Source organism: Williamsia sp. z71 (assembly GCF_059553375.1).
The window spans coordinates 612,847-639,218 of sequence record NZ_JCANWX010000001.1 but is presented as its reverse complement, the minus strand read 5'-3'; the positions used below and the strand labels follow the sequence as shown (position 1 = coordinate 639,218).

The 26,372-nt window shown below is 66.4% G+C and carries 7 protein-coding genes; 1 reads left to right on the top strand and 6 read right to left on the bottom strand.

From position 1 onward, the window contains the following. The first annotated feature begins 72 nt into the window (after nucleotides 1–72). A complete protein-coding gene (locus AC51GR_RS02730) occupies nucleotides 73–1,530 on the top strand; it encodes a hypothetical protein (RefSeq protein WP_496323098.1) in 1,458 nt (485 codons plus the stop codon). A gap of 10 nt (nucleotides 1,531–1,540) precedes the next feature. Here AC51GR_RS02730 and AC51GR_RS02725 read toward each other — a convergent pair whose 3' ends face one another. The 6 genes from AC51GR_RS02725 to AC51GR_RS02700 all read right to left on the bottom strand — a co-directional run bounded on the left by AC51GR_RS02725 (nucleotide 1,541) and on the right by AC51GR_RS02700 (nucleotide 25,869). After that, a complete protein-coding gene (locus AC51GR_RS02725) occupies nucleotides 1,541–2,503 on the bottom strand; it encodes a GGDEF domain-containing protein (RefSeq protein WP_496323097.1) in 963 nt (320 codons plus the stop codon). 386 nt (nucleotides 2,504–2,889) lie between these two features. Beyond that, complete coding sequence (locus AC51GR_RS02720; RefSeq protein WP_496323096.1) at nucleotides 2,890–3,777, bottom strand: ABC transporter permease; 888 nt, start codon at nucleotides 3,775–3,777, stop codon at nucleotides 2,890–2,892. Beyond that, nucleotides 3,777–4,721 carry an ATP-binding cassette domain-containing protein gene (locus tag AC51GR_RS02715; protein ID WP_496323095.1) on the bottom strand — a complete coding sequence of 315 codons (945 nt, stop codon included), beginning with the start codon at nucleotides 4,719–4,721 and terminating at the stop codon, nucleotides 3,777–3,779. The genes AC51GR_RS02720 and AC51GR_RS02715 overlap by 1 nt, the downstream gene beginning before the upstream one ends. Further along, nucleotides 4,702–6,489 carry a DUF4012 domain-containing protein gene (locus AC51GR_RS02710; RefSeq protein WP_496323094.1) on the bottom strand — a complete coding sequence of 596 codons (1,788 nt, stop codon included), beginning with the start codon at nucleotides 6,487–6,489 and terminating at the stop codon, nucleotides 4,702–4,704. The genes AC51GR_RS02715 and AC51GR_RS02710 overlap by 20 nt, the downstream gene beginning before the upstream one ends. A gap of 13 nt (nucleotides 6,490–6,502) precedes the next feature. Beyond that, entirely contained in the window at nucleotides 6,503–24,379 is a 17,877-nt protein-coding gene (locus AC51GR_RS02705) for an amino acid adenylation domain-containing protein (protein WP_496323093.1), read from the bottom strand. Continuing rightward, nucleotides 24,376–25,869 (bottom strand): tyrosine-protein kinase domain-containing protein, encoded by a 1,494-nt coding sequence (locus AC51GR_RS02700; protein ID WP_496323092.1) that lies wholly within the window; start codon nucleotides 25,867–25,869, stop codon nucleotides 24,376–24,378. The genes AC51GR_RS02705 and AC51GR_RS02700 overlap by 4 nt, the downstream gene beginning before the upstream one ends. Nucleotides 25,870–26,372 lie beyond the last annotated feature (503 nt).

Sequence of the window (26,372 nt, the reverse complement as noted above, 5' to 3'; positions counted from 1 at the left end):
ATGCAGATTCTCTCGCGCATCAACAACCTCCGCTCCGTAGGGGTGGGATTTGTGGCGCAAGGAATGACGTTGGTGTCCGGCGTTCTTCCGGCGTTCTTCGGTCTCGACGACGTTCTGGTGTTCATCCTCGTGGTGGTGGCGTTCTCGACGATCACCGCCGGTGTATCCACCCTGGCCATCGGCTACCGCCTGCCCACCGCGCATCTCGGGGAACGTCGATCACAGAGCCTGGTTCGCTCGGCACTGCTCTGCACCGGCTCCCTCGGCCTGACCGCGCTGCTGGCCGGCGTGGTCGTCTATACCGCCGGCGAACACTCCACCGGCTCCCTCATCGCCAGTGTCGCCATCGTCTTGGTGGCGCAGGCGTCCTACCTGATCGCGCAGGCGGTGTTGGTGGCCGCCGACTGCTACCCCGAGTTCATGACGATGCGCTTCACCTATGCCTGCATCCTGCTGGCCGGCAACGTCGTGCTGTGCCTGGCCGCCGGCAACAAGTTGAGCTTCATCGCCTGCATCGCGGCGGCGTACGGACTCTCGGCAGCAACAGCGTTGTTGCGCACAAAGATCCGGCGGCTGACCTTCTCGCGGATACCCTACGGACTCCGCTCGATCGGCCACGACATCCGCAGCGGCAGCGCGTTGATCACCGGACAGTTCTTCAACGGGCTCTCGATGCAGGCCGGCGCCCTGGCCTCCGGGACGATGGGCAGCTTCGCACCCGCCTGGGCGTTGGCGACCCGGGTCACCAACGGTTTTCAGACCATCGCCGGGCAGATCCTGACCCCGGCCATCGACACCACCGTCGCCCGAGGGATACGCGAAGAGTCACGGATGACGGTCCGATCGGGGACCAGAAACGGATTGTTGTTCGGTTCCGCGCTCGGCCTCGGGTGCCTCGTCGCAAGTGTTGTGGCAGTGCTGATCACGGGCATACTCCCCGACTCCGCCACCTCGGGCGACCTGTGGTCCTTCTTCGCCGCGACCGCCGTCTACAACTGCCTCAACATCGTCATCATCCCGATCGACCGGATCCTGCCGTTCCTGGGGCGCACCCGTTTCCGGATGATGTGGGACATCTTCCGCGCGGCGACGATGGTGCCGTCGATCATCTTCCTGCACGGCGACGCGATGCTGGTCGCACTGACGGTCATCTCCGGCATCGCGTTCACCATCTATGTCGGCGAGACCTGGAGCATGGTGTGGCGTTACCGATCGCACAAGATACCCCGCAGCCCGCTGCCGATCCCCGGGATGGGCAACAAACGCCGCGATGGCAGACGGACGGCGAAGGCCAAGACCGTCGAGCAGATGGCCGCGGAGGCGATCACGATCGAACTCGACATGTCGGTGGCCACGCTGTTCCACACCCGCCGCCAGTACGGGGACATCGAGATGAGCAGCGGCACAACAACCGAACTCAGGGCGCTGCGAGAACAGAACGCCGAACTCCGACGACGCCTGGCCGAGGCAGAACTGCGCGCCGACGGGGCCGGCTACAACTCCGGGTCGTTGATCAAACGGGTTCGGTGATCACACACCGTCACTGATCGGCGGGGTTCAGGGCGTCGAAGTCGACGGTGTGACCGCCACCCTTGGTCCGGGCGTGATACATCGCGGTGTCGGCCGCGCTGATGATGTCCTCGGCGCTGCGCCGATCGCCCGGCCGGATACGTGCCATCCCCACACTTGCCCGGAGCCGGACCTGGGTGCCGTCGATCTCGGACGGCTCGGTCAACAGGACGTGCACGAAGTCGGAGACGTCTTCGACGTCTTCCTCGTCGACGTCGCGCAGGACCGCGATGAACTCGGCCCCGACGACCCGGCCGATCAGATGCGGCTCGGGCAACTCGTCGCGCAACCGTTCGGCCGTCATCGCCAGTGCCCGGTCGCCGCCGAGGTGTCCGAGGGAGTCGTTGAGTTGCCGGAGCTTGTCGAAGTTGATCACCATGACCACATCGACCTTGGGACGATCGAGTGAACGGACGGTCCCCAGGAGTTCGTTGATGTACCGGATCACGTACTTGAGGTTGGGCAGGCCCGTCAGTGCGTCGCGTTCGCCGTCGATCGCGAGGCGCTCGCGCATGGTCCGCAATTCGGTGACGTCGTTGAACGAGACGATCACCAGGGATTCCGGGTCGTCAGGGTGGAGCAGGGTGGCACTGCAGTCGAGCCAGACGCGTTTGCCGTCGATCCGGTCGACGCCGAGGACGATGTCCGAGACCGGACCGCCGGTGGCGATGGCGCGCTGGTTGGGGAAATCGCCGGCAACCAGGCGTGCGCCGGAATCGCTGCGGAACGTCACGGGGCCCGACTCGTTGAACTCGAGTTTCGATCGCCGGTCGGAGAGTTCCAGAATCCGGTCGGCGGCTTCGTTCGCAGCCTCGACCTTGCCCTCGGGGGTCACCACAACCAGTCCACCGACGAGTGAATCCATCACGGTCGCCAGCGACCGGGCATCCCAGCCCGACCAGTCCTGCCGCACTCCGGCCCTCGTTTCGATCACCCGCATCTTGCTACCCCTGACTTCCCAACCCCACAACTTTGATCCTTACGATCACACAATTCTCCAGTGTTCGCGCTGCAATTGGGGTATGCGCAGCAGATCGGGCACGAATTCGTGCATTTTAACGACAATCAAGACGCCCTGGGCTGAGATTCGCCATCACCGGTGCGGCCGCCGGAACTTTCAGCGACGTCGCGCAGACGAACTGCGCGACCGACAGCGATTGCTACCACAACCGACGTAACAAGCCAGGCGATCACCGCAACAGTGACCCAGAACACGATCATGGCCACCATTCTGCCAAGTGAACCTGAGAAAACCCTCTATTCGGATGATTCAGTCATGCCCTGCGTCACGAGCCCCGATCTTCCTGCTCACCCGGGTGTTCAGAGGCGTTTGAGCGCCAGCGACGCGAGGGGTACCGCGATCAGAAGCAGGGCACAGATGGAGATCAGGGAGTAGGCCTGAGGATTTTCGGACGCCCACGTCACCGGGTTGGGCAACAGCGGATTCACCGTCGTCGGGTTACCGAAGCATTCACGCAGGCTCTGCGCCACCGCGGTGACCGGATTCCAGTTGGCGATCTCCCGCAATGGTGCCGGAAGAGTCGACGCCGGAACGAAGGCCGATGAGACGAACGTCAACGGGAACAGGACGGTCAGCAACAGACTCTGCGCGGCCTCCGCCGAGCCGGCCACCAAACCCACCACCGCACCGACCCACGACAGCGCAAAGCCGAAGAACAGGGCAATGGCATAGCCCGTGAGCGCCTCCCAGAAGCTGGTGTCGATCCGCCAGCCGATCGCCAGACCGGCCAGCGACATCACCACCAATCCGACGATGTTGACCGACACATCGGAGATCGTCCGGCCGACCACAACCGACAGGCGTGACATCGGCAACGCCCGGAATCGGTCGATCATGCCGTCCTTGATGTCGGTCGCCAGTCCCAGCGCCGTGAATCCGGCGTTGAAGGCGACCGTCTGCGTCATGATCCCGCCGATCAGGAACTCGCGGTAGCGGTCACCGCCGAGCGCCTCCCCGAGCACGTACGAGAACAGCAGCACGAACATCAGCGGCTGCAGGACGACTCCGAGGATCATCTGCCAGTTGCGCAGGATGGTTCGGATGTTCCGGACCGCGACGACCTCACAGTCGATCAGGAACGTCATCACAGTGCGTGGTCGTGGGCCCACCATGGATCCGGAGAACAGCTGGGATTCGGACAAGGGCATTGCCGGCTTCGTTTCGGTCGCGGGCTTCAGTTCGGTCATCAGCGTCCTGCCAGGGATACGAACACGTCGTCCAGGGTGGGTTCGGAGGTCACGGCGTCGTCGACGCCGATGCCTCCGGTGGCCAGCATCGAGATGGCGCGGGCCAGGTGGGGCCCGGCGTCGGCGGCCGAGAACGTCAGGGTGGTTCCCTCGACGTCGACCCCGGATGCGCCGTCGAGCCGCGAGACGATGTCCCGGGCGGACTCGGCATCGGTGGCGGACGACAACTGCAGGCGGACCTGCGCCGTCCGCAGGGTCGCCTTGAGTTCGGCCGGGGTACCGCGGGCCACGACTTCACCCCCGACGATCACGGTCACCGCATCGGCCAGCTGATCGGCCTCTTCCAGGTACTGCGTGGTCAGCAGGACACTTGTGCCCGACCCGACCAAAGCCCTTACCTCCGACCACAATTCGGTCCGGCTGATGGGGTCGAGACTGGCTGTGGGTTCATCGAGCAGCAGTACCGGTGGGCGGATGATGATGGCACCGGCGAGATCGATCCGGCGACGCATACCGCCGGAATAGGTGCCCACCCGACGCGAACCCGCTTTGACGATGTTGAACTGCTCCAACAGCTCTCGCGCCCGGACCACGGCTCGGCGTCGGCCCAGACCGGACAACCTGCCGATCATCACCAGGTTCTCCAGTCCGGTCAGATTGTCGTCGACCGCGGCGTTCTGCCCGGACAATCCCATGAGGCTGCGTGCCCGATGGGCGTGTGCCAGGCCGTCGACGCCGTTGATCCGCACGGAGCCGCCGGTCGGCTTGAGCAGGGTGCCGATGATCCGGACCGTGGTGGTCTTGCCTGCACCATTCGGACCGAGCAGACCCATCACGGTGCCCGTCGGAACCACCAGATCGATTCCCTTGAGCGCGTCCACACCCCGGTAGTTCATCCGGAGGTCGCAGACCTCGATCGCGTTCTCACTCACAGGTGGGGACATCGATCTTCACCTCCGGGTCGTCGACGAGCGGCTGCACGGGTACGACGGCCGCGCCTGCGGAGACCGGCTCGGTGACCTGGTAGGCGACGGTCACCGTTTTGCCTGCGGGGATCTTCACCTGCGCGGTCGCGAACGGGTGTCCGCGCTCGGTGCCGGTGGAGTACAGCATCGCCTGTCCGTCAACGGTGACCCCGTCGATGGCGCCTCCGGTGGTGCCGTACAGCGTGACCGCCGAATAGTTCGTCCCCGGCGGGAGTTTCAGCTGGGGATTGCCGAGACTTCCCGCCACGTACGGCGGCAGACTCGTATCGGTCAGGGTGTTCGTCAGCTTCACCTCGACGGTTGATGTGCGCTTCTCACCCTCACAGCTGCCGGACCGGTAGCTGATCGACCGTTCGAGGTAGTAGTCGATCTTGTTCCCGGCCAGGTTGCCGAGGACGACGTTGGCGTACGGCGCCGTGGTTTCGGCCACCTCGTGGGTCAGGCCGGCGGCGGCCAGCAGTCGCTGCTCCTCCTCGTCGGCGCTGTAGACCATGAGCCGTTCCTCGTGGACCGCATGCCCCAAGGCCTCCAACACTTTTGCGGTGTTCCCGCGCAGCGACGAGATCTTGGAGACCGCCATCTGCGCGATCTCCTGCAGGTAGGCCTTCCGGGCCCTGTTGTCGTTCTCGAATTGTTCGTACGAGGTCGACAACGTCAGCTCGACGACGTTGTCGCCGGTCACCTTCTGTCCGTCGGCCAGGGTGATGGGGCCGGCCGCGTCCAGCAGATAGCTCAGCGCGATCGGATCGAGCGCGATCGCACCGTCGAGTTCCATCCCGGATTGCTGCTGCCACATCGACATCCAGATCTGCGCCGCGTACGGGAAGTGTGCACTGATGTTGCTGTTCCGAACATCGTTGTACGGGCGGTTGATGCCGTAGTTGTAGTTGAATTCCTCGCCGAGGTCGAGCGGGTTCTGCGGGGCGTCGATGTCTGTGTTCGCACCGAGATCCTCGACATCGACGCGACCGTTCTCCGCACTCACCACACCGTAGGCGCCGAGAAGCCCTCCGGTGGGCCGGGATTCGGCCGGGGTCTGAAATCCGAAGAAATAGTTACGCTCTCCACTGTTGCCCAGCATCGGTGGCAGCAGCCTGGCCGCGGTGTCGGTACCGCGGATGAACCGGGCCGACTCGGTGAGCTGATCGAGCAATTGGGTGCGCGCATCGGACACGGTGCTCAACCAGGTGCCGTCGGTGCCCTCCACGTCCGCCAGAACCGCCTCGGCGCGATCAGCGATGAGCGCCAACTCCGGTTGTGCCTGCGCCAGTGCGGCGGTGTTGATGGCGCTGTCCTCTGTGCGGAGATTGTCCGGGCTGATGACATCGGCCAGCTGCATGGTCGGTGACAGCACGTCGGTGGCCAGCGCGTCCACGGATTCGGTCAGCTCCTGGACCGACTTCAGCGGATCCCCCAGCCAGGGAATCGCCGCTGCCGCGGACCAGACCACGTTGTGCGCATCGTCTTTCGCCGAACTCGCGGCGCTCACCGCCGCGTCGGCCGATGTCGCAGCCTTGTCTGTCTCACCGGCGAGGAAGGCGCGCTGCGCGGTGGTGACGTGTCCGCGCGCCGAGTCGATCGAGTCCTTGGCCTTCAACGCCAGGTAGCCGAGATACAACCCGGCGAGCACGAGGAGCACCAGGACTGCGAGCCCCCCACCGATCCACCATCGAAGTCGGTGAGACTTCTTCTCGGTGGTGGGCCCTTCCGGTACTGCGTCCGTCACCTGGTTCTCCTGCTCACTTCGTCGGTTCCGATGTCTCACCGGAATCTGTCACATGGTCGTCGCCCGGTAGATGCCGGATCACCAACTCGGCAATCGTCGCCATCGCCTCGGGGGCACCCATCGCGTGATGGGCCACCGGGATCTCTTCGATGACCATCGCCCCGGATACCAGCGATCGCCATTGCGCCGGGTTCGGATTGTCCAGCGCTGCGGCAAAAGCCGTGATCCCGGCGGTCACCGGGGCCGGCCGGTAGGCCATCGCCGCCGCGATCGCCTCGGCGCACCGGGTCCGGTACTGCTCGAACCGCTCGGGGTCGATGGCGCGCAGGGTCCGCTCGAGTGTCTCGTCGATGACCGCGCCGCCATGGGCGTCGAGATCGAGGCGGGGATCGAGCAGCACCAGCATCTGGACGGTCTCACCGGCCGCGGTCAGCTGGCGGGCGACCTCGTGCGCCAGGATCGCTCCCAGCGACCAGCCGAGAAGACGGTATGGGCCGGACGCCTGGTGGCGCCGAATGCTCTCGACGTGATGCGCGGCCATCTCCTCGATCGAGAACAGGTGAGGCGCAGCGGGATCGTCCAGACCCGGCATCTGCAAGCCCAGTACCGGGATCGGCAGCATCTCCCCCAGTGGGCGGTAGTCGAGCACCAGACCGCTGATCGGATGGATGCACCACAGTGGTGTGCCCCGCCGCTCGCCGGTGGACAGTTCCACCACCGAGCTCAGTGCCGACACCAGATCGGCGTAGTGGTCGAGGGCCGCGGCCAGTGCTGCCGGTGTCGACTGCGCGAACAGCACAGCGGCCGGTACCGGACGGTCGAGCCGCTTGGTCAAGGCCGCCGCGGCCGAGGCGAGGAGCAGCGAGTTGCCACCGATCGCGAAGAAGTCGTCGTAGATCCCGATCTCCGGAATTCCGAGAACATCCCGGAACACCTCGACCACAGCCGATTCGGTGTCGGTCCGCGGTGTCCCGCCGACGACCGACCAGGACGGTTCGGGAAGTGCTGCGGTGTCGAGTTTGCCGACCGGGGTGCGCGGAAGTTCGGTCATCGGAACGATCGCGGCGGGAACGAGGTGATGTGGCAGGGTCGTGACCACCGCATCCAGCAGGTTCTCGGGCGTCAGGTCCGAACCGTCCGTGGTCACGTAGGAAACCAGCACCGGGCCGGCGGGTCCGGCGCGCAGCACGGTCAACGCGGTGCGGGCGCCCGCTGCCACCAGGGCCGCGTCGACCTCGGCCAGCTCGATCCGCTGGCCGCGGATCTTGACCTGACGATCGGCCCGGCCGTGGTATTCGAGGTCACCACTTTGCAACCGGCGCACCAGATCTCCGGTGCGATACATCCGCTGCCCATCCGCGGCGGCGACGAACCGGGAGGCCGTCAGCGGCGTGTCCCGGTGATAGCCGATGGCCAACCCCGGGCCGGCGAAGTACAGCTCTCCGAGCGCTCCATCTGGTGTGGGGCGCAGGTGGGCGTCGAGCACATGGGTCCTCATGTCGGGCAGGCCCCGACCGATGATGGAGGCGGTGTCCGCCTGCATGGGTCCATGCGAGGTTCCGATGACCGTTGTCTCTGTGGGGCCGTACCCGTTGATCATGCTGCGGCCGTTGCTCCACCGGGAGACCAGTTCCGGCGGGCAGGCCTCACCACCGACGTAGATCGTGTGGAGCCGCGGTAATGCGGTCTCGTCGAGGGTGGCCAGGACCGAGGGGGTGATGATGGCCTGGTCGACGGTGAGCCACCGGAGCTGCTGCGTGAGACTGCGGCCGCCGGCGTCGTCGGCACGGACCACCGCGAGGGTCACGCCCGACCCGAACGCCCACACCATTTCCATGATCGATGCGTCGAAGCTGGGGCTGGCCATGTGCGCGATCCGCTCCTGCGGGCTCGTCGTGAACACCGTGGGCTCCACCAGAGCGCGCAGTCCGCGGTGCGCCACGACCACACCGTTCGGCACTCCGGTGGTCCCCGAGGTGAACAGGAGATAGGCCGGATGGCCCGGGGTCACCGACACCCAGTCCACCGCCGACCGGCCGAGGTTCTCCGGGTCGGGTACCTCGATCGTGGCGCAGGTGTACTGCGACGCCGTGCGGGACGCGATGGCGACCTGGGTGCCGCTCGCCGACAGCATCCGTTCGATACGTTCGGCCGGATACCGCGGGTCGATGGGTAGGTAGACCCCGCCGAGGCGCGCGATCGCCCAGAAGGCCACCACCGATTCGAGGCTGCGCGGCAACATCATTGCCACCGGGTCACCCGTGCGCACCCCGGCCGCGACCAGTTCGGCCGCCAGTGCGGACGACCACCGGTCGAGTTGGGCGTAGGTCTGGGTTCTCGTCCCGTCATCCACGGCCACCGTGTTCGGCCGGCGGAGCACCGAGGCCTGCAGCATCTCACCGAGGGTCAGAGCGGGCCCACTGGTGCTGCGGTGCAGGCGGTCGGCGCACTCTTCTTCGGTCCGAAGGTCGGCGGTCTCGAGTGACGGGTTGTCTTCGGAGACAACAAGTTGCAGGGCAACGTTCCAGCGCAATGCCAGGGTTTCGATGGCTCGTTTGTCGTACAGGGCGGTGGCGTGGGTGAACATCGCGGCGTCGCGGCCGACCGTCACCTGGAGGTCGAACTCGGAGGTGGGGCTGAGCTCGTCGGGGACCTGGCCGCCGGGTTCGTCGTTGACGGCCAGTGTCACCTGGACGATCGGGTGCCGGCCCATCTCCCGGATCGGATCTTGTTGCGCGACCACCTCGTCGAACGGGAGCAGGGCGTTATCGAGTGCGGCCAGGTCGGTGTCGCGGACGAGGTTGATCAGGTCCGCCGTCCTCATCCCGGTGTGCAGCGTTGTTCGCAGCGCCACCGTCGAGACGAACATGCCCACCATGTCGGCGGTCTCCGGATGTCGCCGCAGTGACACCGGTGTGCCGACCGCGACATCGTCGGTGCCGCAGGCGATCGAGAGTGTGAGGGCCAGGGCGGCGTGATGGACGTGGAATTCGCTGACACCGAGGCGCCGAGCGGTCCGGGCGACCGCGTCGGTGATGCTCTGATCGACCGGAACCGACACCGTTGCGGTCGCCAATGACCGTCGCGGGTCCCGCGGGGCGCAATCGGGCAATTCCAGGACTCCCGGGTAGCCGGCCAGGGCATGCTGCCAGAACTCCAGCATCGGTGCCCGCATCCGGGTGTTGACCAGGTGCTGCCAACGGGCCACCTGCCCGTAGTCGACAGGCAACGGCGACAGCGGGTTTCCGGCCAGTGCGGTGGCGAGGTCGCGGTGCAGCACACTGACCGACTCCCCGTCCATCGCGATGTGGTGGGCGACGATCACCAGGAATCGGTGTCCGGATTGCTGGACCAATGCCACCCGCACCGGGACCGACGCCGTCAGGTCGAAGGGCGTGGCGAGCAGGGTACCGACAACATCGGTCAGTTCGCGGTCACCGAGATCGACGACCTCCGGGGCGTCCTCGAGGGTCACCTGCACCGGCGCACCGCCGGACTCGGGATACAGCGTCCGCAGTGGTGCATGCCGAGCGGCGACCGCACGCCAGGCCGCGACCGGATCCGCCGCCGCGGGCACACCGACCACCACCGGGACCGCGTAGAGCGGGCGTTCCGGCAGCATCTGTTGCACCAGCCACAGGCGGTGCTGGGCCGGCGAAAGCGGGATTCCGCCGACATCTGCGGGCGCACCCGCACCCGTCAACGGGGGAAGTGTCTCGGCGGCAACGCTTTCGGAGGAGCCGAGCAGGGCTGCCAACGCGGCCGGGGTCGGTGCCGCGAACACATGTCGCACCGGCACGGTGGCGGCCGTCGCCTCTCCGATGATGGCGACCACCTGGGTGGCCGAGAGTGAACTGCCACCGAGGTCGAAGAAGCTGTCGGTCCGGCCGATCTCTTCGGTGGGCAGTCCCAAGACGGTGGCCATCGCCGCGGTGACGACGCGTTCGAGTTCCGGGTCGCCGGCGACGGGTGCAGCCGGCAGCGCGACGCCCACCTCGCCTGCCTCGTCCGCCGGCGCGCGGGCACCGGTGTCGGCGGTGTGCAACACCGGGAACGGCTGACCCGGCGCGGTGGCGATCGCGTGCAGCAGTTGTTGATAGTCGGCGATCAATGCGGTCGCCAACTCTTTCGGTATGGCCGGGCCGTGCACCAGGGTGATGTCGAGCGTCCCGTCGGTACCCGACGCCAACACCACCTCGATGTCGTATTTCGGGGCGACGAGAGATGCACTGTCCGTCACGATTTCGACGTCCAGTCCGGGCACTGCCAGGTGGTCGGCCGACAGTGAACCGAGGGCCTCCTGATGCACCAGCAGTACCGAGATCAGCGGATCTGCGCCCGCGCCGCCGACCACACCGCTGCGCCCACCGGTCACTGCTCGCGCCACCGCGTCGTACGGGACGTCGGCGTGAGCATGCGCGGTCAGGTTGGTGTCCCGCACCCGGCGCAACGCCTCGCGGACCGGCTGATCGGGGCCGATGGTGGTGCGCAGCGGCAGGGTGTTGACGAACATCCCCACCACCGACTCCCAGGCCGGGTCGTCTCGGCCCAGCACGGGTACCCCGATGACCAGATCCTGGTCACCGGTGCGCTGCGCGAGCAGCGCTGTCAGTGCGGTGTGGGCGACGTGGAAGAGGGTGGCCGACTCCGACCGGCCCACCCCGGTGAGGTTCCCGAGCGTCGTCGCGTCGATCGAGGCGTGGACCGCTCCCCCGGCAGCGCGCGCGGGGCTGTTCGCGAGCCGGCCGGGCAACCGAACCGGTCCGGTGACGCCGGAGAGTTCACGCTGCCAGAACACGATCTGCGTGGCATATCGACTGTGCGGATCGGACGGGTCACCGAGCCGCGCATTCTGCCACTGGGTGAAGTCGGCATACGTCAATTGTGCTGCCGGACTTGGATTTCCCACGTATGCGCTGATGAGGTCGGAGACCAGCAGCGGCATCGACCACCCATCGGCGGCCACGTGGTGCAGGGTGATGACCAACCAGGTCTCGCGCTCACCGCTGACCAGGATCTCACCGCGGAAGCCGGGCTCGGTGGTGAGGTCGAAGGGCGCGGTGACCAGGTCGATGATCCGCTGCGGGACGTCCTGGGCGGCGAGCTCGACCACCGAGGGGGTGATCACCCGATCCGGATCGCCGATGAGTTGCCGTGGCCCCTGCGGGGTTTGCGGGTATGTGGCGCGCAGGCTGTCGTGCCTGCGCTGGATCCCGGCGACCGCCTCGGCCAGGCGTGCGGTGTCCAGGTCGCCGTCGAGTCGCAGTACCAACGGGATCAGGTACGCGGTCGAGTCGGGGTCGATCCGGTTGAGCACCCACAGTCGCTGCTGCGGATAGGCCAGACCCAGATCCGTGGGCACGGGCAGATGCCGGGGCGCCTCGCCGGCCGGCAGTACGGCCGCCAACGTGTCCATGGCCCCGGCCAGGTCGGCGAGGGTTCGCGAATCGAGCACCTGCCGCACGGTCACGTCACGGCGGGTCTGTTCCCGCAGTCTGCCGGCCATCCGGCTGGCCGACAGCGAGGTTCCACCGGCGGCGAAGAACTCGCTCTGCCGCCCGATCGTGTTCACCGGGATCTCCAGGACCTCGGCCCACACGGCTGCGACAACGAGCTCGGTCGGTGTTTGTGGTGGCGTGAGTGTGTGATCCGTCGGCGCGGGCACCGGCAGCGCGCGCCGATCGAGTTTGCCGCTCGGGGTCATCGGGAAGTGGTCGACCACCGTGATGTGGGTGGGTATGTGGGTGGCAGGCAGGATCTCCCGCAAGCGCTCACGTACATCCTGGACATCGCAGGGGCGATCGGGATCGGCGATGAGCCAGGACGACAGCACCGGCTGCGCACCCGCCGACGAGATACCGGTGGTGGCACGTTCGACGCCGGGCAACGACTCCAGTGCCGTATCGATCTCGTTGGGTTCCAGCCGGATACCGCGAATCTTGATCTGACTGTCACTGCGTCCGTGCACCACCAGGTCACCGGATACGTTGCGGTGTACCAGATCCCCGGTTCGGTACATCCGTGAACCGCGGGCGCCGTACGGGTTCGCCACGAACCGCCCCGCGGTGATCGCACTGGCCCCCACGTAGCCACGGGCCAGGGCGGCACCCGACAGGTACAGCTCACCGACAACACCCCGCGGGACCGGCCGCAGTCTGCTGTCGAGAACGTAGGTGGCGGCAGCGGCCATCGACCGACCGATGGGGATGACCGCATCGGCGACCACGGATGGGTTGGCGGTGACCGCGATCGTGGCCTCGGTGGGACCGTAGAAGTTGACGATCCGGCGCTCGGGCGACGCCCAGCGGTGCGCGACCGTCGCGGACAGTGATTCCCCGCCGGTGGCAACAACTCTGACCGTGGTCAGGTTCTCGGGGTCGATCGTTGCCATCACCGCAGGTGTGGAGAAGAAGGTGGTGATCGATCGGCGTTCGAGCAGGTCACCGAGTTCGCTGCCACCGATGATCTCCGGCGGACAGACGACCACGGTGGCCCCCACGGCGAAGGCTGGGATCAGTTCGATGAGGTGCGCGTCGAACCCGGTGGCGTAGTTGTGCAGCACCCGACTCGACGGCCGCAGACCGGTGTGTTCGACCACCGCGTCGACCAATGCCGGAAGTCCGGCGTGAGTGACGCTGACGCCCTTGGGTTCTCCGGTCGACCCCGAGGTGAAGATGATGTAGGCCACGTCGGCGGGCATGATCGGGCGCACTCGTTCGCCGGTGTCGAACGGCAGCACGCCGGTCGGACCGGCCGGCGCTGCAACGATCTGCGACAGGTCGAGCCAGTCGAGGTCCAGTGCCGGTCGTCGATCGGGTGCGTGCACGCCCAGTGTTGCCCCGGACGCGGTGGCCATGGCACGTTGGCGGCTCTCGGGGTCGCCGACTCCGAGGGTGACGAAGGCTGCGCCGGTCTTGGCGATCGCCCACGTGGCGATCACCGACCACATCGATCGCGGTGCGCAGATCGCGACGACATCGCCTGGCCCGATGCCGCGTGCGATCAGTGCCCGGGCGGCAGTGGTACTGGCCGAGTCCAGGTCGCGGTAGCTCAGCTGCCAGTCGCCGTCCTCGCATGCGACGGCTGTCGGGTGGGAAGTCACGTTGCGCTGCAACAGTTCCGGCAATGTCCGGCCAACTGACACCGAGGGGACCGGCTCGTACTCCTCGACGGTTCCGACCAGATGTTGTGCCGGCGCCGCATCCGGATCGTCGAGCACCGCAAAGAGCAGGTTCGCGAGTCGATCCATGAACAGGTCGGCGTCCGCGGCATCCATGCGGTCGGCGGAGTAGGCCAGCCGGATCTGCAGGGTCCCGTCGACCTCGACGATCATCAGATCCAGGCCGAAACGCGCTTGGGGTTCTTCGGTCCCGCTGCGGAGCACATCGTCGGGCGCCTCGCCCAGGTCGGCCAGGAACACGTCCACCACCGGGCGTGAACCGCGGCCGTGATCGGGATCGGCCAGCGCGGCGACTGCGTCGGCGGGATATGCCGCATGCGCGAAACTGTCGAGATCGGTGCGGGTGACCTGACGCAGGATCGCCGAGAACGGCTTCTCGATGTCGATGGCCGTGCGCAACAGGACCGTTCGTGCAAGCATGCCGACGGTGCGGGCGAACTCCGGTACGTCCCGGCCGGCCGCGACGGTGCCGATGACCACGTCCGGCTCGTCACCGAGCCGCGACAGCAGGACCGCCAACGCTGCGTGGATGACCATGAATGGTGAACTGTGATGCGCCTGCGCCTGTTCGCGCAGTTGCCAGTACCTTCCCTGATCAACGGTGATCTCGGCGGTCGAGCTGGGCCCGGGTTCGCCCGACGGCGGTCGCAGGCCTGGTAGTTGCGGCCTCGCCACCGGTTCGGCGAACACGCCCTCCCAGTATCGGCGCAGGATCTCACCGCTGTGCGCGAGCACGTCGTCGGACCAGACCGCGTAATCGCTGTATCCGAAGTCTTGTGACACCAGTGGAATTCCGGCACCGATGTTCGCTGCCTCCTGCTGCAGGATCCGGATCGATTCACCATCGACCGCGATGTGGTGAACGACCGCGGCGAGCTGCATCCCATGCATAGGCGACTCGAACAACGCGACCCGCCAGGGCAATTCCGCGGTCAGATCGAACGGCCGGTCCAGCTCCGACAACGCGGCCACCGGATCGGCGACCACCTGCGTGTCCAGGTCCAGCTCGACCGAACCGGATTCCCACAGCTGTTGCCAGGGGCCGTCCTGATCTGCCGGAAAGCTGGTGCGCAGGGCCTCGTGCCGCGCGATCATCGTGCGCACCAGTGCCTCGACCCGGTCGGCGGGAATGTCCTCGATCGAGACCAACCCGCCGAGGTTGTAGTCGGTGCGATCCGGGGCGACCTGCCAGTGCAGCCAGAGAGCTTGCTGTTGCGGTGTCAACGGCAGCCGATCCGGGCGCGGCCTGGCCACCGGATGCACCATCGGAAGCACGGACGCGTGCGCACCGGCATCGTCAACCGCCGTGGCCAACAGTGCGATCGTCGGGCGTTCGAAGATCGACCGGACCGGCAGGTCAGAGCCGGTGAGCGCACTGATCGCCGCCGAGAGCCGGGCCGCCGACAGCGAATTGCCGCCCAGTTCGAAGAAGTTGGTGTCCGGGCCGATGGCGGCCACCGGGATGTCGAGCACCTGTGCAACGGCAGCGGCGACACCGACCTCGGCGCCCCGCAGCGGCAGCCTGGCCTCGATGGTGGTGAGCGCGGGCAGGCGGGAGACGTCGAGCTTGCCGGTGGACGTCGTCGGCCAGTCGGTGACGATCTGCACCTGTGCCGGGACGAGGTGGACGGGCAGGACCGCGGCACACGCCACCCGGAGTGCGGCCGTGGACACCTCGTCGGAGTCCACGACGACGTAGCCGACCAGTACCTCGTCGCCGGCGCGACCGCGGTTGTGCAGGAGCACCTTTGCATCGGACACCCCCGGCTGTGCGCGGAGGACGGCGGTGATCTCGCCGGGCTCGAAGCGGTGGCCACGGATCTTCAGCTGCGCGTCGCTGCGGCCCAGGTATTCCAGGTTCTCCTCGTCAACCCACCGCGCGAGATCACCGGTGCGGTACATCCGGGTTCCGGGCGGACCCCACGGCGCCGCAACGAAGCGGATTGCACTCAGCCCGGGCATATTTGCGTATCCCGCGGTGACCTGCGGCCCGGTGACATACAGCTCGCCGGTGGCACCGACCGGTTGTGGCCGGAGGTACCGGTCGAGGACCAGCAGCCCCAGACCCGGCAGCGCGGATCCGATCAGGCTGCGCGCATCCGTGACGTCGACGTCCGTGACCGATGTGTGCACCGTGGTCTCGGTGATCCCGTACATGTTCACCAACCGGACGTCGGGATGTCCGAAGTGCCAGTCCGACAGTGCCTTCGGATCGAGCGCTTCACCGCCGAAGAGGACCAGCCGGACCGAATCCGGCAGTGGCGCATCGGGCAGCTGCACCAGACGCGAGAACGCCGTCGGGGTCTGGTTCAGGATTGTCACGCCATGGCGACGCAGCAGCTCAACCAGATCAGCGGGTTCGCGTGCGGTGTCGTGGTCGACCACGATCACCTGTCCACCTGATGTCAGTGGCCCGAAGATCTCCCAGACCGAGAAGTCGAACGCGGCCGAATGGAACCAGGTCCACACGTCGCCGCGGGTCGCATCGACCACCGACAGTGCCGACTGCAACAGGGTCGTCATGTTTGATCGGGTCACCATGACGCCCTTGGGTTTACCCGTGGAACCCGAGGTGTAGATGATGTACGCCGGATCGTGCGGCAGCGGCGCCGAATCCCGATCCTGGAGTTCGCGCATCGCCTCTTCGGACGGTGAGACCACCGTGATGTCGATGATGTTGCCGAGCTCGGGGGTGATCGAGGCATGCCGGGTGTGTCCGACCACCGCGACGGGGTTCGAGTCGCTCAGGATTGTGGAGATCCGGTCGGCCGGATAGTTGGGGTCGATGGGCACATACCCTGCACCCGCGAGCAGAACTCCGACCATCGCCACGACGGTGTCACGGCTGCGGTCCGCCATCACCGCGACGAGGTCTCCCCGGCGTACTCCTCGGGCGCTGAGCACGCCGGCGACAGCAGAGGCTTGTTCGACGAGTTCGGCATAGGTGGTGCTGCCGTGGATGTCCACGGTCGCGATCGCGTCGGGCGTCGCTTCCGCCTGCAGCACAATCCTTTCGGTCACGTCCACGAAGTCATCGGGCTTCGGCTGCTCGAGCGACAGTGCAGCGTGCGCCAATTCGTCGGTCCGTGGCGTGGTGAGTTGGTGTATGGTCACCGCAGCCGGATCGGCCGCGTCCGCCATCGCCTCGACCGTCCGGAGGAAGGCTCCGGCCAACCGCTGCGCCATGGCCGGGTCGACGTGCCACAGGCCGTAGCTGAGTGTGACCTCCATGGCCGCACCGTCACCGTGGTCGGTGATCGTGAATTCCAGCGGGACGCGAGCGTGGCCGATTCTGATCGGGGTGACCGACAGATCCTGCCCTGCCGGGGCTTCCGGGGCGAGCTGATACGCGACCATCACATCGAGGTAGGCGTCCGACCCGAGTGATTGGGCCGGCGCCAGGTGCGCTTTGACCTCTTCGAAGGCGACGTCGGCGTGGTCCACCGCGTCGGCGACCACCTGATGGCTGGCGCTGATGGCCGCCCGTAGAGAGGCAGCCGGCCGGGCATCGGTGCGCAACAGCACGGTCTGGACGAACATGCCGACCGCCGAGAGCATTTCGGTGGTGCGGCCGGCGGTGGGTGTCCCGATGATGATGTCGTCGGTACCGGTGAACTGGCCGATCGTGGCCGCCAGCGCGGCGTGCAGTACGTGGAAGGCACTTGCACCTTCGCCAGTGGCCAAGCGCTGCAATGCAGTACGTGTTCGCGCCGGGATCGTCACGTCGAGATACTCAGCGGGCTCGGGCCCCAGTGATGCCTGACCCTGATGTGCCCGGAACGGCAGCGGCAGGTGGATCGGGGCGTCGTCGAGCATCGATGACCAGTGCTCCAGCACCCGGTCACGACGCGCGGTCGACCGCTCCTGCGTCCCCATCGATCGCATCGTGCTCCACGCGTGATCGCGGTACTGCGCAGCCGGCGCCGGCCAGAGCGGGGCGGTACCGGCCACCCGGGCCTGAAGAGCCCGGCCGAAGTCCTGCGCCAGAACTGCCATCGACCAGCCGTCGACCGCGACGTGATGCGCGACGAGTAACAGCCGGAGTCCGGAATCGGGACCGGCCGGTTCGAACAGATCACCGCGCCACGGGAGGTCGGTGGTCAGATCGAACGGCCTGCGCGCCTCCGACCTCAGGTTCGACTCCGCATGGGCGTCCGGCAGCGGCCGCGGTGTCAGCATGCCGGTCAATCGATTCCGGATCTGGTCCAGCGGTAGCAGCTGCGGCTGCGGGAGTCCGCCGTGATCGCTCAGTACCGTGCGCAACACCTCGTGCCGGGCGACCACATCCATCAATGCGTCGACCGCGGCCCGCGGTGTTGCCGCCGCCGGGAGTTCGATCACCGCGGGCAGATGGTAGACGGCGCTGCTCGCGTCGATCCGGCTGAGCGCCCACAGCGCCCGCTGCTGAGGTGTCGGCGGCGGCGGTGCAGTGTTGCCCGCGGAAGCCTTGTCGCGGCTGTGCAGCGGAGCCGCGTTCACCGCGGCCTGCAGGTCGTCGATACTTGCCGCACCGGCGACCATGCGAACACTGACATCGCGTCCGGTCCGCTCGGACAGCAGCAGCGCGATGTGCATGGCGGACAGTGAGTTCGCGCCGAGATCGAACAAGCTGACGGTCGAGTTGATCGTGTCGGGGTCGACGGCCAGCACCTCGGCCACCACCGCACAGACCGGCGAGTCGAGGTCTCCGTCTTCCGCACCACCTGCGGAAACCCGGATCGGGGGCTCCGGCAGCGCCGAGATGTCACGCTTGCCGGAGGCGTTCAGGGGCCACTGCGGCACCACCACGATGCGCGCGGGGACGAGGTACGCCGGCAGCAGCCGCTGGGCCATCGCCCGCAGGTGTTCTTCACCGGGCCGCTGGTCGACCGGCAGCTCATCGTTGAGCCGAACGTAGCCGGTGATGTCGCCGCCGCCCGCCGATTCGGTGTTGCGGATGACCACCTCGGCCTCGGCCACTTCCGGGATCGCCTGCAGCCCTGCGGCGATGTCGCCGGGTTCCACCCGATGTCCACGCACCTGGACCTGCCGGTCCGAGCGCCCGCGGTATTCGAGTTGTCCTTCGAGGGTTCGCCGGACCACGTCGCCGCTTCGGTACATCCGGCCACCACCGAGGTCGGCGGGGCAGGCAACAAATCGCTGGGCGGTCAGCCCCGGCCTACCGACGTATCCGCGGGTCACCTGCGGCCCACAGGCGTACAGCTCGCCCCACACACCGGCCGGCACGGGTTGCAGATTGCGGTCGAGCACCAGCAATGCCGAACCCGCCAGTGGTTCACCGATCAGCGACCGTCGATCCTCCGGTGCCACCGCACCGGCGGTCAGATGCACCGTGGTCTCGGTGATCCCGTACATGTTCGAGAGCAAAACGCCATCGCCGAAGGTGTTGTGCCAGTCCATCAATCGTTCGGGACGCAGCGCCTCACCGGCGAAGATCACCGCACGCAACCGGCCGAGCTCACCGCCGCGGGCGGCCACCGTCGCCAGCGGGTAGAAGGCCGACGGTGTCTGCGACAGGATCGTGACGCCGTGGCGCCGGAGCAACGGCCAGAGCGCCTGGGGGTCGCGGACCGTCAGCTGGTCGAACAGGACCACCTGCGCACCGGAGGTCCAGGCCGCGAAGATCTCGAATACGGAGACGTCGAAGGCGGTCGAGTGGGTGCAGCTGAACACGTCGTCGGCCGTGAAGCGGTAGACCTGCTCGCACGCATCCAGCAGCGCGAGGGCGTTGCCGTGCGTGACGGCAACACCTTTGGGTCGTCCGGTGGAGCCCGAGGTGAAGATGACGTAGGCGCCGTCGGTGGCCGCGAGACCGTCGAGTTCCGGCGCCGAGCCCCCGACATGGTCCCGAACGTCGGCATCGATGAGCCGCATTCCTTCCGGAATACGGTGGCGCGTGGCCGAACTCACCAGCACCACCCGTGGTTGCGCGTCCTCGAGGATGGCGAGGATGCGCTGCTCCGGGTAGCCGGGATCGAGCGGCACGTATGCCGCGCCCGCCCACATCACCGCAAGTTGGGCAACAAGAGCCCGGCCCTCGCGGGGCAGGGCAACAGCCACCAGGTCACCACGGGTGACGCCGGCGTTCACCAGGACCGTTGCCAGCGCCCGAGCCTCGTCGACCAGTCGGCGATAGGTGTATGTCTCGTCCCCGAACGCCAGCGCTGCCGCGTCCGGAGTCTGCTGCGCCACCTCCAGAATCCGGTGTACCAGTGTGCTGGACGCGGACGCCACCGCGGGAATGGGCACGTGCTGTCCTGGAACGAGTTGCGCGGGAGCCGCATTCGGCGCGGCCACCGACTGGGCGATGGCCGTCACATACGCATGGCACAGAGTTGCGGCCATCGGTGCGCTGAACCGGTCGCTGCGGTAGGTCAGCTCGATACGGAGTCCGTCCGCGGTCTCGTCGACGATCCATTGCAACGCGACTCGCGCGTGGACCGGCTCGTGGGGATGGACCTCGATGTCGAGACCGTCGATGTTCCATTGTCCGAGTGGATGGTTCTGGTAGGTCAGGAGGATGTCGGACAGCGGTGTTGTGGTGACGTCGCGCCTCGGTTCCACTGCAGACGCGACCGCGCCGAGCGGGACATCAGCAGAGTTCAGCGCGAACCCGATCGCTTCGGCCGATCGAGTGAGGACGTCCTCGAACGTGCCGGCCAGGCTGTTGCGCGAGCGAATCGCCACCGGATTGACGTACATTCCGACGGCATTGTCGAGGTGCGACCCGGCCCGCCCGGCCTGTGGAACCACGATCACGAAGTCGTCGGTGCCGGTGTAGCGGGCCACGGTCACGGCGAGGCAGGCGTGCAGCCACGCGAAGGTGCTGATCCCCCGCTCGGCGGCGGCCGCAGCGAGCAGAGACGACATCGATGCACCCAGGGTCCGCCGCACCACTGCGGCCGGGGCGAGCGCGTCCGCCATCACGGCGCTCACATCCGCGGGCAGCTCGGGACGCGGTGGCAGATCGGCGAGTTCGTTCTTCCACAGTTCGAGCTGCGCGGCAACAACTTCCGGGGCGGGGGCGCCGCCGACGGTCGCGTCGACGTACTGGGTCGTCGGCGCCCACGCCGGTGCAGATCCCGCCAGGCGGGCCCGGTAGGCGGTTGCCAGGTCGGCCGTCAGGACGCCCAGGGACCAGCCGTCGACCGCCGCATGGTGGGTGCGCACTGACAACCGGTGCGTTTCCGGCGCGATCTGCGTCAACCGCACGACCAGGGGCGGCCGGATGGTCGGATCGATCAGGTCGTCCGCAACCTCGGATTCGCTGCCGGTCACGTCGACACTGATCGAAGTCAGGGCATCTCGGGTATCGACGACGTCCTGCCAGGCGGTGCCGTCGGATTCCATCCGGATGACGGTGCGCAACGCTTCGTGCCGGTCGACGACATCGGCGAGCGCGGCCGCGAGTGCATTGCGGTCCAGCGGTCCACGGAGTTCGACGTCCGCGCCGAGATGATTCGCGGTGGATCCGGGTTGTAGCCGGTCCGCAAGGATGAGCGACACCTGACCTGGCGTGGCCGGTGGGCGCGCTGCCCTGGTGGTCACGTCGTGGCTCTGCGCCGCCTGGGTGGCGGTGCGGTCGATGATCTCGGCCAACTCGGCCAGGTCCGCGGCCTGGAGGACATCGCGGAGGCCGAGCGGGCGATCAGTGAGTTCCCTGATCCGTGCCGCAATGCGGGTGGCATCGAGCGACGAGCCACCGAGTGCCAGCACATCGTCGTCCATCGATGGGTCGGGAATGTTCAGGATCTCCGAGATGGCCTGCGCCAGTGCCTTTTCGGTCTCGGTTTTGGCCGGGCGGTGCGAGCGCGCCTCGGTGAGGTCGGGATGTGTAAGGGCGGTGCGATCCAGTTTTCCGGTGGTGGTGACGGGCAGCGCATCGATGACCACGATGTGCGCCGGCCACATCGACGTCGGCAGCCGAGAGGCGATGTGCTTGCGGACGCGTTTGGGTAGCCGTCGATCCTCGGAACCGGTGACCAGGTAGAGAGCCAACTGGTCCCCGCGGCCGACGTCGACCACAACAGCCGCGGCCTGCTTGACGTCCGGATGGGTCAGCGCGGCCATGGCGATCTCGCCCGGTTCCACGCGTACCCCGCGAACCTGGACCTGATCGTCACTTCGCCCCACGTAATGAAGCTGCGCGAAGGTCTCATCCCAGCGGACGCGGTCACCGGTGCGATACATCCGTCCGCCGTCCGGATTCCATGGGTTGGCCACGAACGCCGTTGCCGTGAGCGAGGACTGGTCTGCGTAGCCCCGCGCCAGTGCGGGCCCTGCCAAGTAGAGGTCGCCGACCACGCCGCCCGGCACCGGACGCAACCGGTGATCGAGGACCAGACAGGTCATGCCGGCGATCGGCGCTCCGATTGCCGGGCGTTGATCACCGGCCGCCAAGGGCGCGGTTGCCGTGGCCATGACCGTCGATTCGGCCGGACCATACAGGTTGAACACATCGCGGCCACTCCCCCAGCGGCGCACCACGTCTGGTGGGCAGGCCTCACCGGCCAACATCAACGTGCCACACACGTCGGCGCGCAGTTGGTCGGGATCCATCGTGCCCAACACACTGGGGGTGATCACCGTGTGCGTGATCGTGCCGGTGACGAGGAAATCGGCCAGTTCCTGGCCGGCGACAACATCAGTCGGCGCCGGACACCATGCGCCACCGCCCGACGCAGCGAGCAGGATCTCGAACACGGAGGCGTCGAAGGCCGGCGACGCCAAACCCGAGACCCGCGATCCCTCAACCACGCCGAGGAGTCGCTGCTCCTCCATCAGCGCGGACAGTCCCCGGTGGGTGACCTGCACCCCTTTGGGGGTTCCGGTCGAGCCGGAGGTGTAGACGAGATAGGCGACGTCGTCGACAGACAACGGACGAGCCGGCTCGACCGGTGTGTCGGGTGTACCGGCAAGCTCGACGTCGGACAGATCCCACCAGCGGTCGCCGGACTCGGGCTCAACTCCACCGGCAGCCGTCAGAACGACGATCGGTTCAGCCTGGGCAAGCACGGCTTTGACTCGCTCACGCGGGTGTGCGGGATCGATCTGCATGATCGTCGCGCCGGTCTGGGCCACGGCCCAGAATGCGAGCAGTTGGTCGAGACCCCGTCCGGTGGCGATGGCCACGGTGGTGCCCGGCCTGGCGCCCCGCGCCTGGAGATGGTGGGCCAACTGCCGCGACCGCGACGACAGGTCCGCGTAACTCCACTGCACCGACGTTGCGTGGACTGCGGGCACGGCTCCGTAACGGCAGGCGGCATCGTCGAGAAGTTCGCGCAGGGTTGCGGGGGCCGGGGCGGGGTGCGGAGTGCTCGGCACCCGGCTGAGTTCACCCGGTGCCATCAGCGCAAGGTCGTCGAAAGTCTGTGCAGGCTCGTGTAATGCCGTGTCGGCGACCGACGCCACGAAGTTCAGGAGTCGGGTGTGGTGGCCGCGGACTTCTTCCTCGGTGTAGCGGTTCGGGTTTGCTTCGAGGTCGAACCTGAACTCGTCGGGTTCGCTCGGGTTTCCGGTGCGGTACAGGTTGATCGCGAGATCGTCGACCGCGCTCGTCGACAGAATATGCAGCGATCCGTCGGCATCCCCGAACTGCAGAGCGTCAACGGTGAGCATGAGATTCAACAGAGGGCCGGTGAACTCCCGACCGGCCAGCGGGGAGTTGTCGCCCGGCATCAGCTCGAGCATGTCTTCGAACCGGAAGCGTTGGTGCCGAAGGGCACCCATCATCGCGGCCTGGGTTGAGCTCACCGCAGACTCGACGTTTGTCTCCGCCCCGATGCCAGTCGGCAGCGGTACGACGTTGGACACCGTGCTGAAGCTCTTCCGCAGCAAAGCCGTGGTCCGTGCGGCCACCGGCAAGCTCAATGCCACATCACCACGGCCGGTCACGCGCGCGAGATAGCCCGCGGCCGCGGCTGCGACAAGCACCGGCAGCGTTGTGCGCAGCGATGTCTCGGCGCGCTTCAGCGAGCTCACGGTTTCACGGGGAACAACCCCCGAGACACGGAGCGGCCCGGCTTCCGCCGGGCCCACACGGTGAGACAAGCTGACTGGAGGTGCCAGCTGCGCCACCTGTTGACGCCAATACTCCCGGTCCTTCTCGTACCGTGGAGAAGATCGGTAGTCGACGTCTGCCTGGGCGAGACCGGCCAGGTCCCGTGCAGGAACCGGCTCGCCGGTGCCCTCGGCGAAGCGCCGACCGTAGGTGCCGGCAACCATCTCCAACATCGAAAATGCGCCGGCCCCGTCGAACACCAGATGATGTCCGCGTTGGTAGAACAACCACGTGTCATCGGCAACCTGAAGGATCGCCGATGCCATCAGCCGATCGGCGAACAGGTCGACAGGCCGGGTGTAGTCGGCCCGCATCCACAGCTGCGCGGCAGCCATCGGGTCCGGCTCACCGCGAAGGTCTTTCACGGTGATGTGGTCGCTCAGGTCGCGGTCGACGACCTGCTCGACACCGTTGTCGGTCTGTTCGAACCGGGTAAATGCGATCCCGGTCTGCCGGCCGACCTCTTGGGCCACCGTACGGAGAAGATCAACATCGACGAACCCCGTCAGTTCGATGTATTCGGCGATGTTTATGGGGCACAGTGGCATCGCCTGTTGAACCGCCCACAGCGCCTGCTGTGCACGGGTCAACGGTTGACGAACCACCATGCCCACGACCCGCTCCTCACCTGAGTTGAGGCGCGTTGTCACCTATGTCTTCCGGGCGACACCGGCTCGAGAGCAACTTCGATGTCCTGGTGCTTACGCTGCTTCTTGCTGAAGCGTCCGAAGAACCCGGGCTTCTTCATGACGTCCGATGAGGTGTAGTAATAGCCGTATTTGTACGCTCCACCACGGGCTGGAACATCGGTCAGCACGACACCAACCAACTCGGCGTTCACGGCGTGGATCTGATCAACTGCTGAGCTGACTTCAGGCACGCGTGACTGGTTCGCCCTGGCAACCAACAAGATGCCGTCAGCCCATTGCGCCAACACGGCAGCATCAGTCACCGGCAACAGCGGAGGAGAGTCGATGACCACATAGTCGAACATTGCTGCCAGTTCCTCGATCGCCTGGCCAGCTTTCTTGGAACCAAGCAGCTCAGCGGGGTTCGGCGGCTGAGGGCCAGATGCAAGAATTTGCAGCCCGTCCACTTCACTCGATTGCAAGAGATCCACGATGGCTCCGTCACCTTTGAGGTAGTTCGTGAAACCAATGTCGCCCATACCGCCCGTCCGGTGATACACCTGCGGACGACGGAGGTCGGCGTCAACCAGGACGACCTTTTTGCCCGTCTCCGCCAACGCCGCAGCGAGGTTCATCGCAGTTGTCGTCTTACCTTCCGCAGCCAGTGCGCTGGTGACGACGATGCGCCGCGATGGCTTATCGACGCTGGTAAACGCCAAGTTCGTCCGCAACTTTCGGTAAGCCTCGGCGGCAAGCGTCGCGCCAGAGCTGAAGTCGATAAGACCTTGCTCCTTCAGGAGGTCGTCAGATGGGACGGCGGCAAGAACCGATGACCCGGTCACCAACCCGAGCTCCTCCTCGCCGCGAATTTTATTGTTGTACCGATCGCGGACAAATACTATTGCCAGGCCGACAATCAGGCCCCCGATCAGAGCAAGAATGGCGTTTTGCGGGATGTTCGGAGAAACCGGCGTCCCGTTCACAGTGGCCGGAGTCACAACCGTCAACTTCGCGAGCGGATCACTGCCGCCTGCAGGCGTTTCCAACTCTTTGACGTATGTCGTCATCGACTGAGCCGCGGCATTCGCCAAATTTGCGGCAGCGTCCTTGTTTGCGGTGGACGCAGAGATTTTCAGCAGAACAGTATCGGGGGTGGTAGTCGCCGTCAGCGCCTTCTTCGCGGCTCCTGTACTCAATGGAACGTCACCGGCATCGATAGCGGCCTGCACGACAGCTTGCGAATCAACCAACTGCGCATACGAATCGACACGCTGCTTAGATGCCAGTGAGCCTTGATAAGCGGACTGAGTGTTCGATTCACCACCCGATGTCACATACAGAGTTGCGGTTGATTTGTAAACCGGGTCCTGAAGCAATGAGTACACCAGCCCTGCGGCACCGAAAATCAGTGCCGCCACGACGACGACGACCCAACCGCGTTTGACCACCTCGACACTGGATCGCAGCGAACCTTTGCTCGACTGTTGTAGATCGTACGGTGTCTGGTCCATAGAACCAGGCCTCCCATTCCCATCGATGGTGAACGCATTCACTGAACAAATGTATTTTTCGGGCCGCCCCAGACCCCCGCAAAGTTGAACAGGAGCACCTTAATTCGGCGCCTGCATGCCGGCAACATCAGTTCACAAATGCCTTCGACTCCCGCGCGGCGGGCAGGGTCCTCAGATACGGTGTGCTTCAAATTATGCATTGCCTGGGCCCGCAGCGCTCACTGAGGGTGGGACAGGTGAGAATTTTGCAACTTGCGCGAAGCAACGACGTAACGGAGGTAAATGCTTCTGGTTCACCGCCCTCCCCCACAGCACCCAACCGGCCGCCATTTGTCGCTCAAGGGTAAGTCGAATTAGCTAAGTCACCTTTTCGAAACACCGGCAGTCAACGGCTCAAAGGGAGTCAACTCAAGCCTTCGATCGGTTCCGCCGCCCCGCGCCTCAGCCAACGTGATCAAATCGGCACTCAACATGGAATATTTCGACGTGACCAACCAGGTCAC

Excerpts from the sequence above, each read along its gene's own strand:
- AC51GR_RS02720 (WP_496323096.1), bottom strand. The coding sequence starts at position 3,777 with ATGACCGAACTGAAGCCCGCGACCGAAACGAAGCCGGCAATGCCCTTG.
- AC51GR_RS02715 (WP_496323095.1), bottom strand. The coding sequence starts at position 4,721 with ATGTCCCCACCTGTGAGTGAGAACGCGATCGAGGTCTGCGACCTCCGG.
- AC51GR_RS02700 (WP_496323092.1), bottom strand. The coding sequence starts at position 25,869 with ATGGACCAGACACCGTACGATCTACAACAGTCGAGCAAAGGTTCGCTG.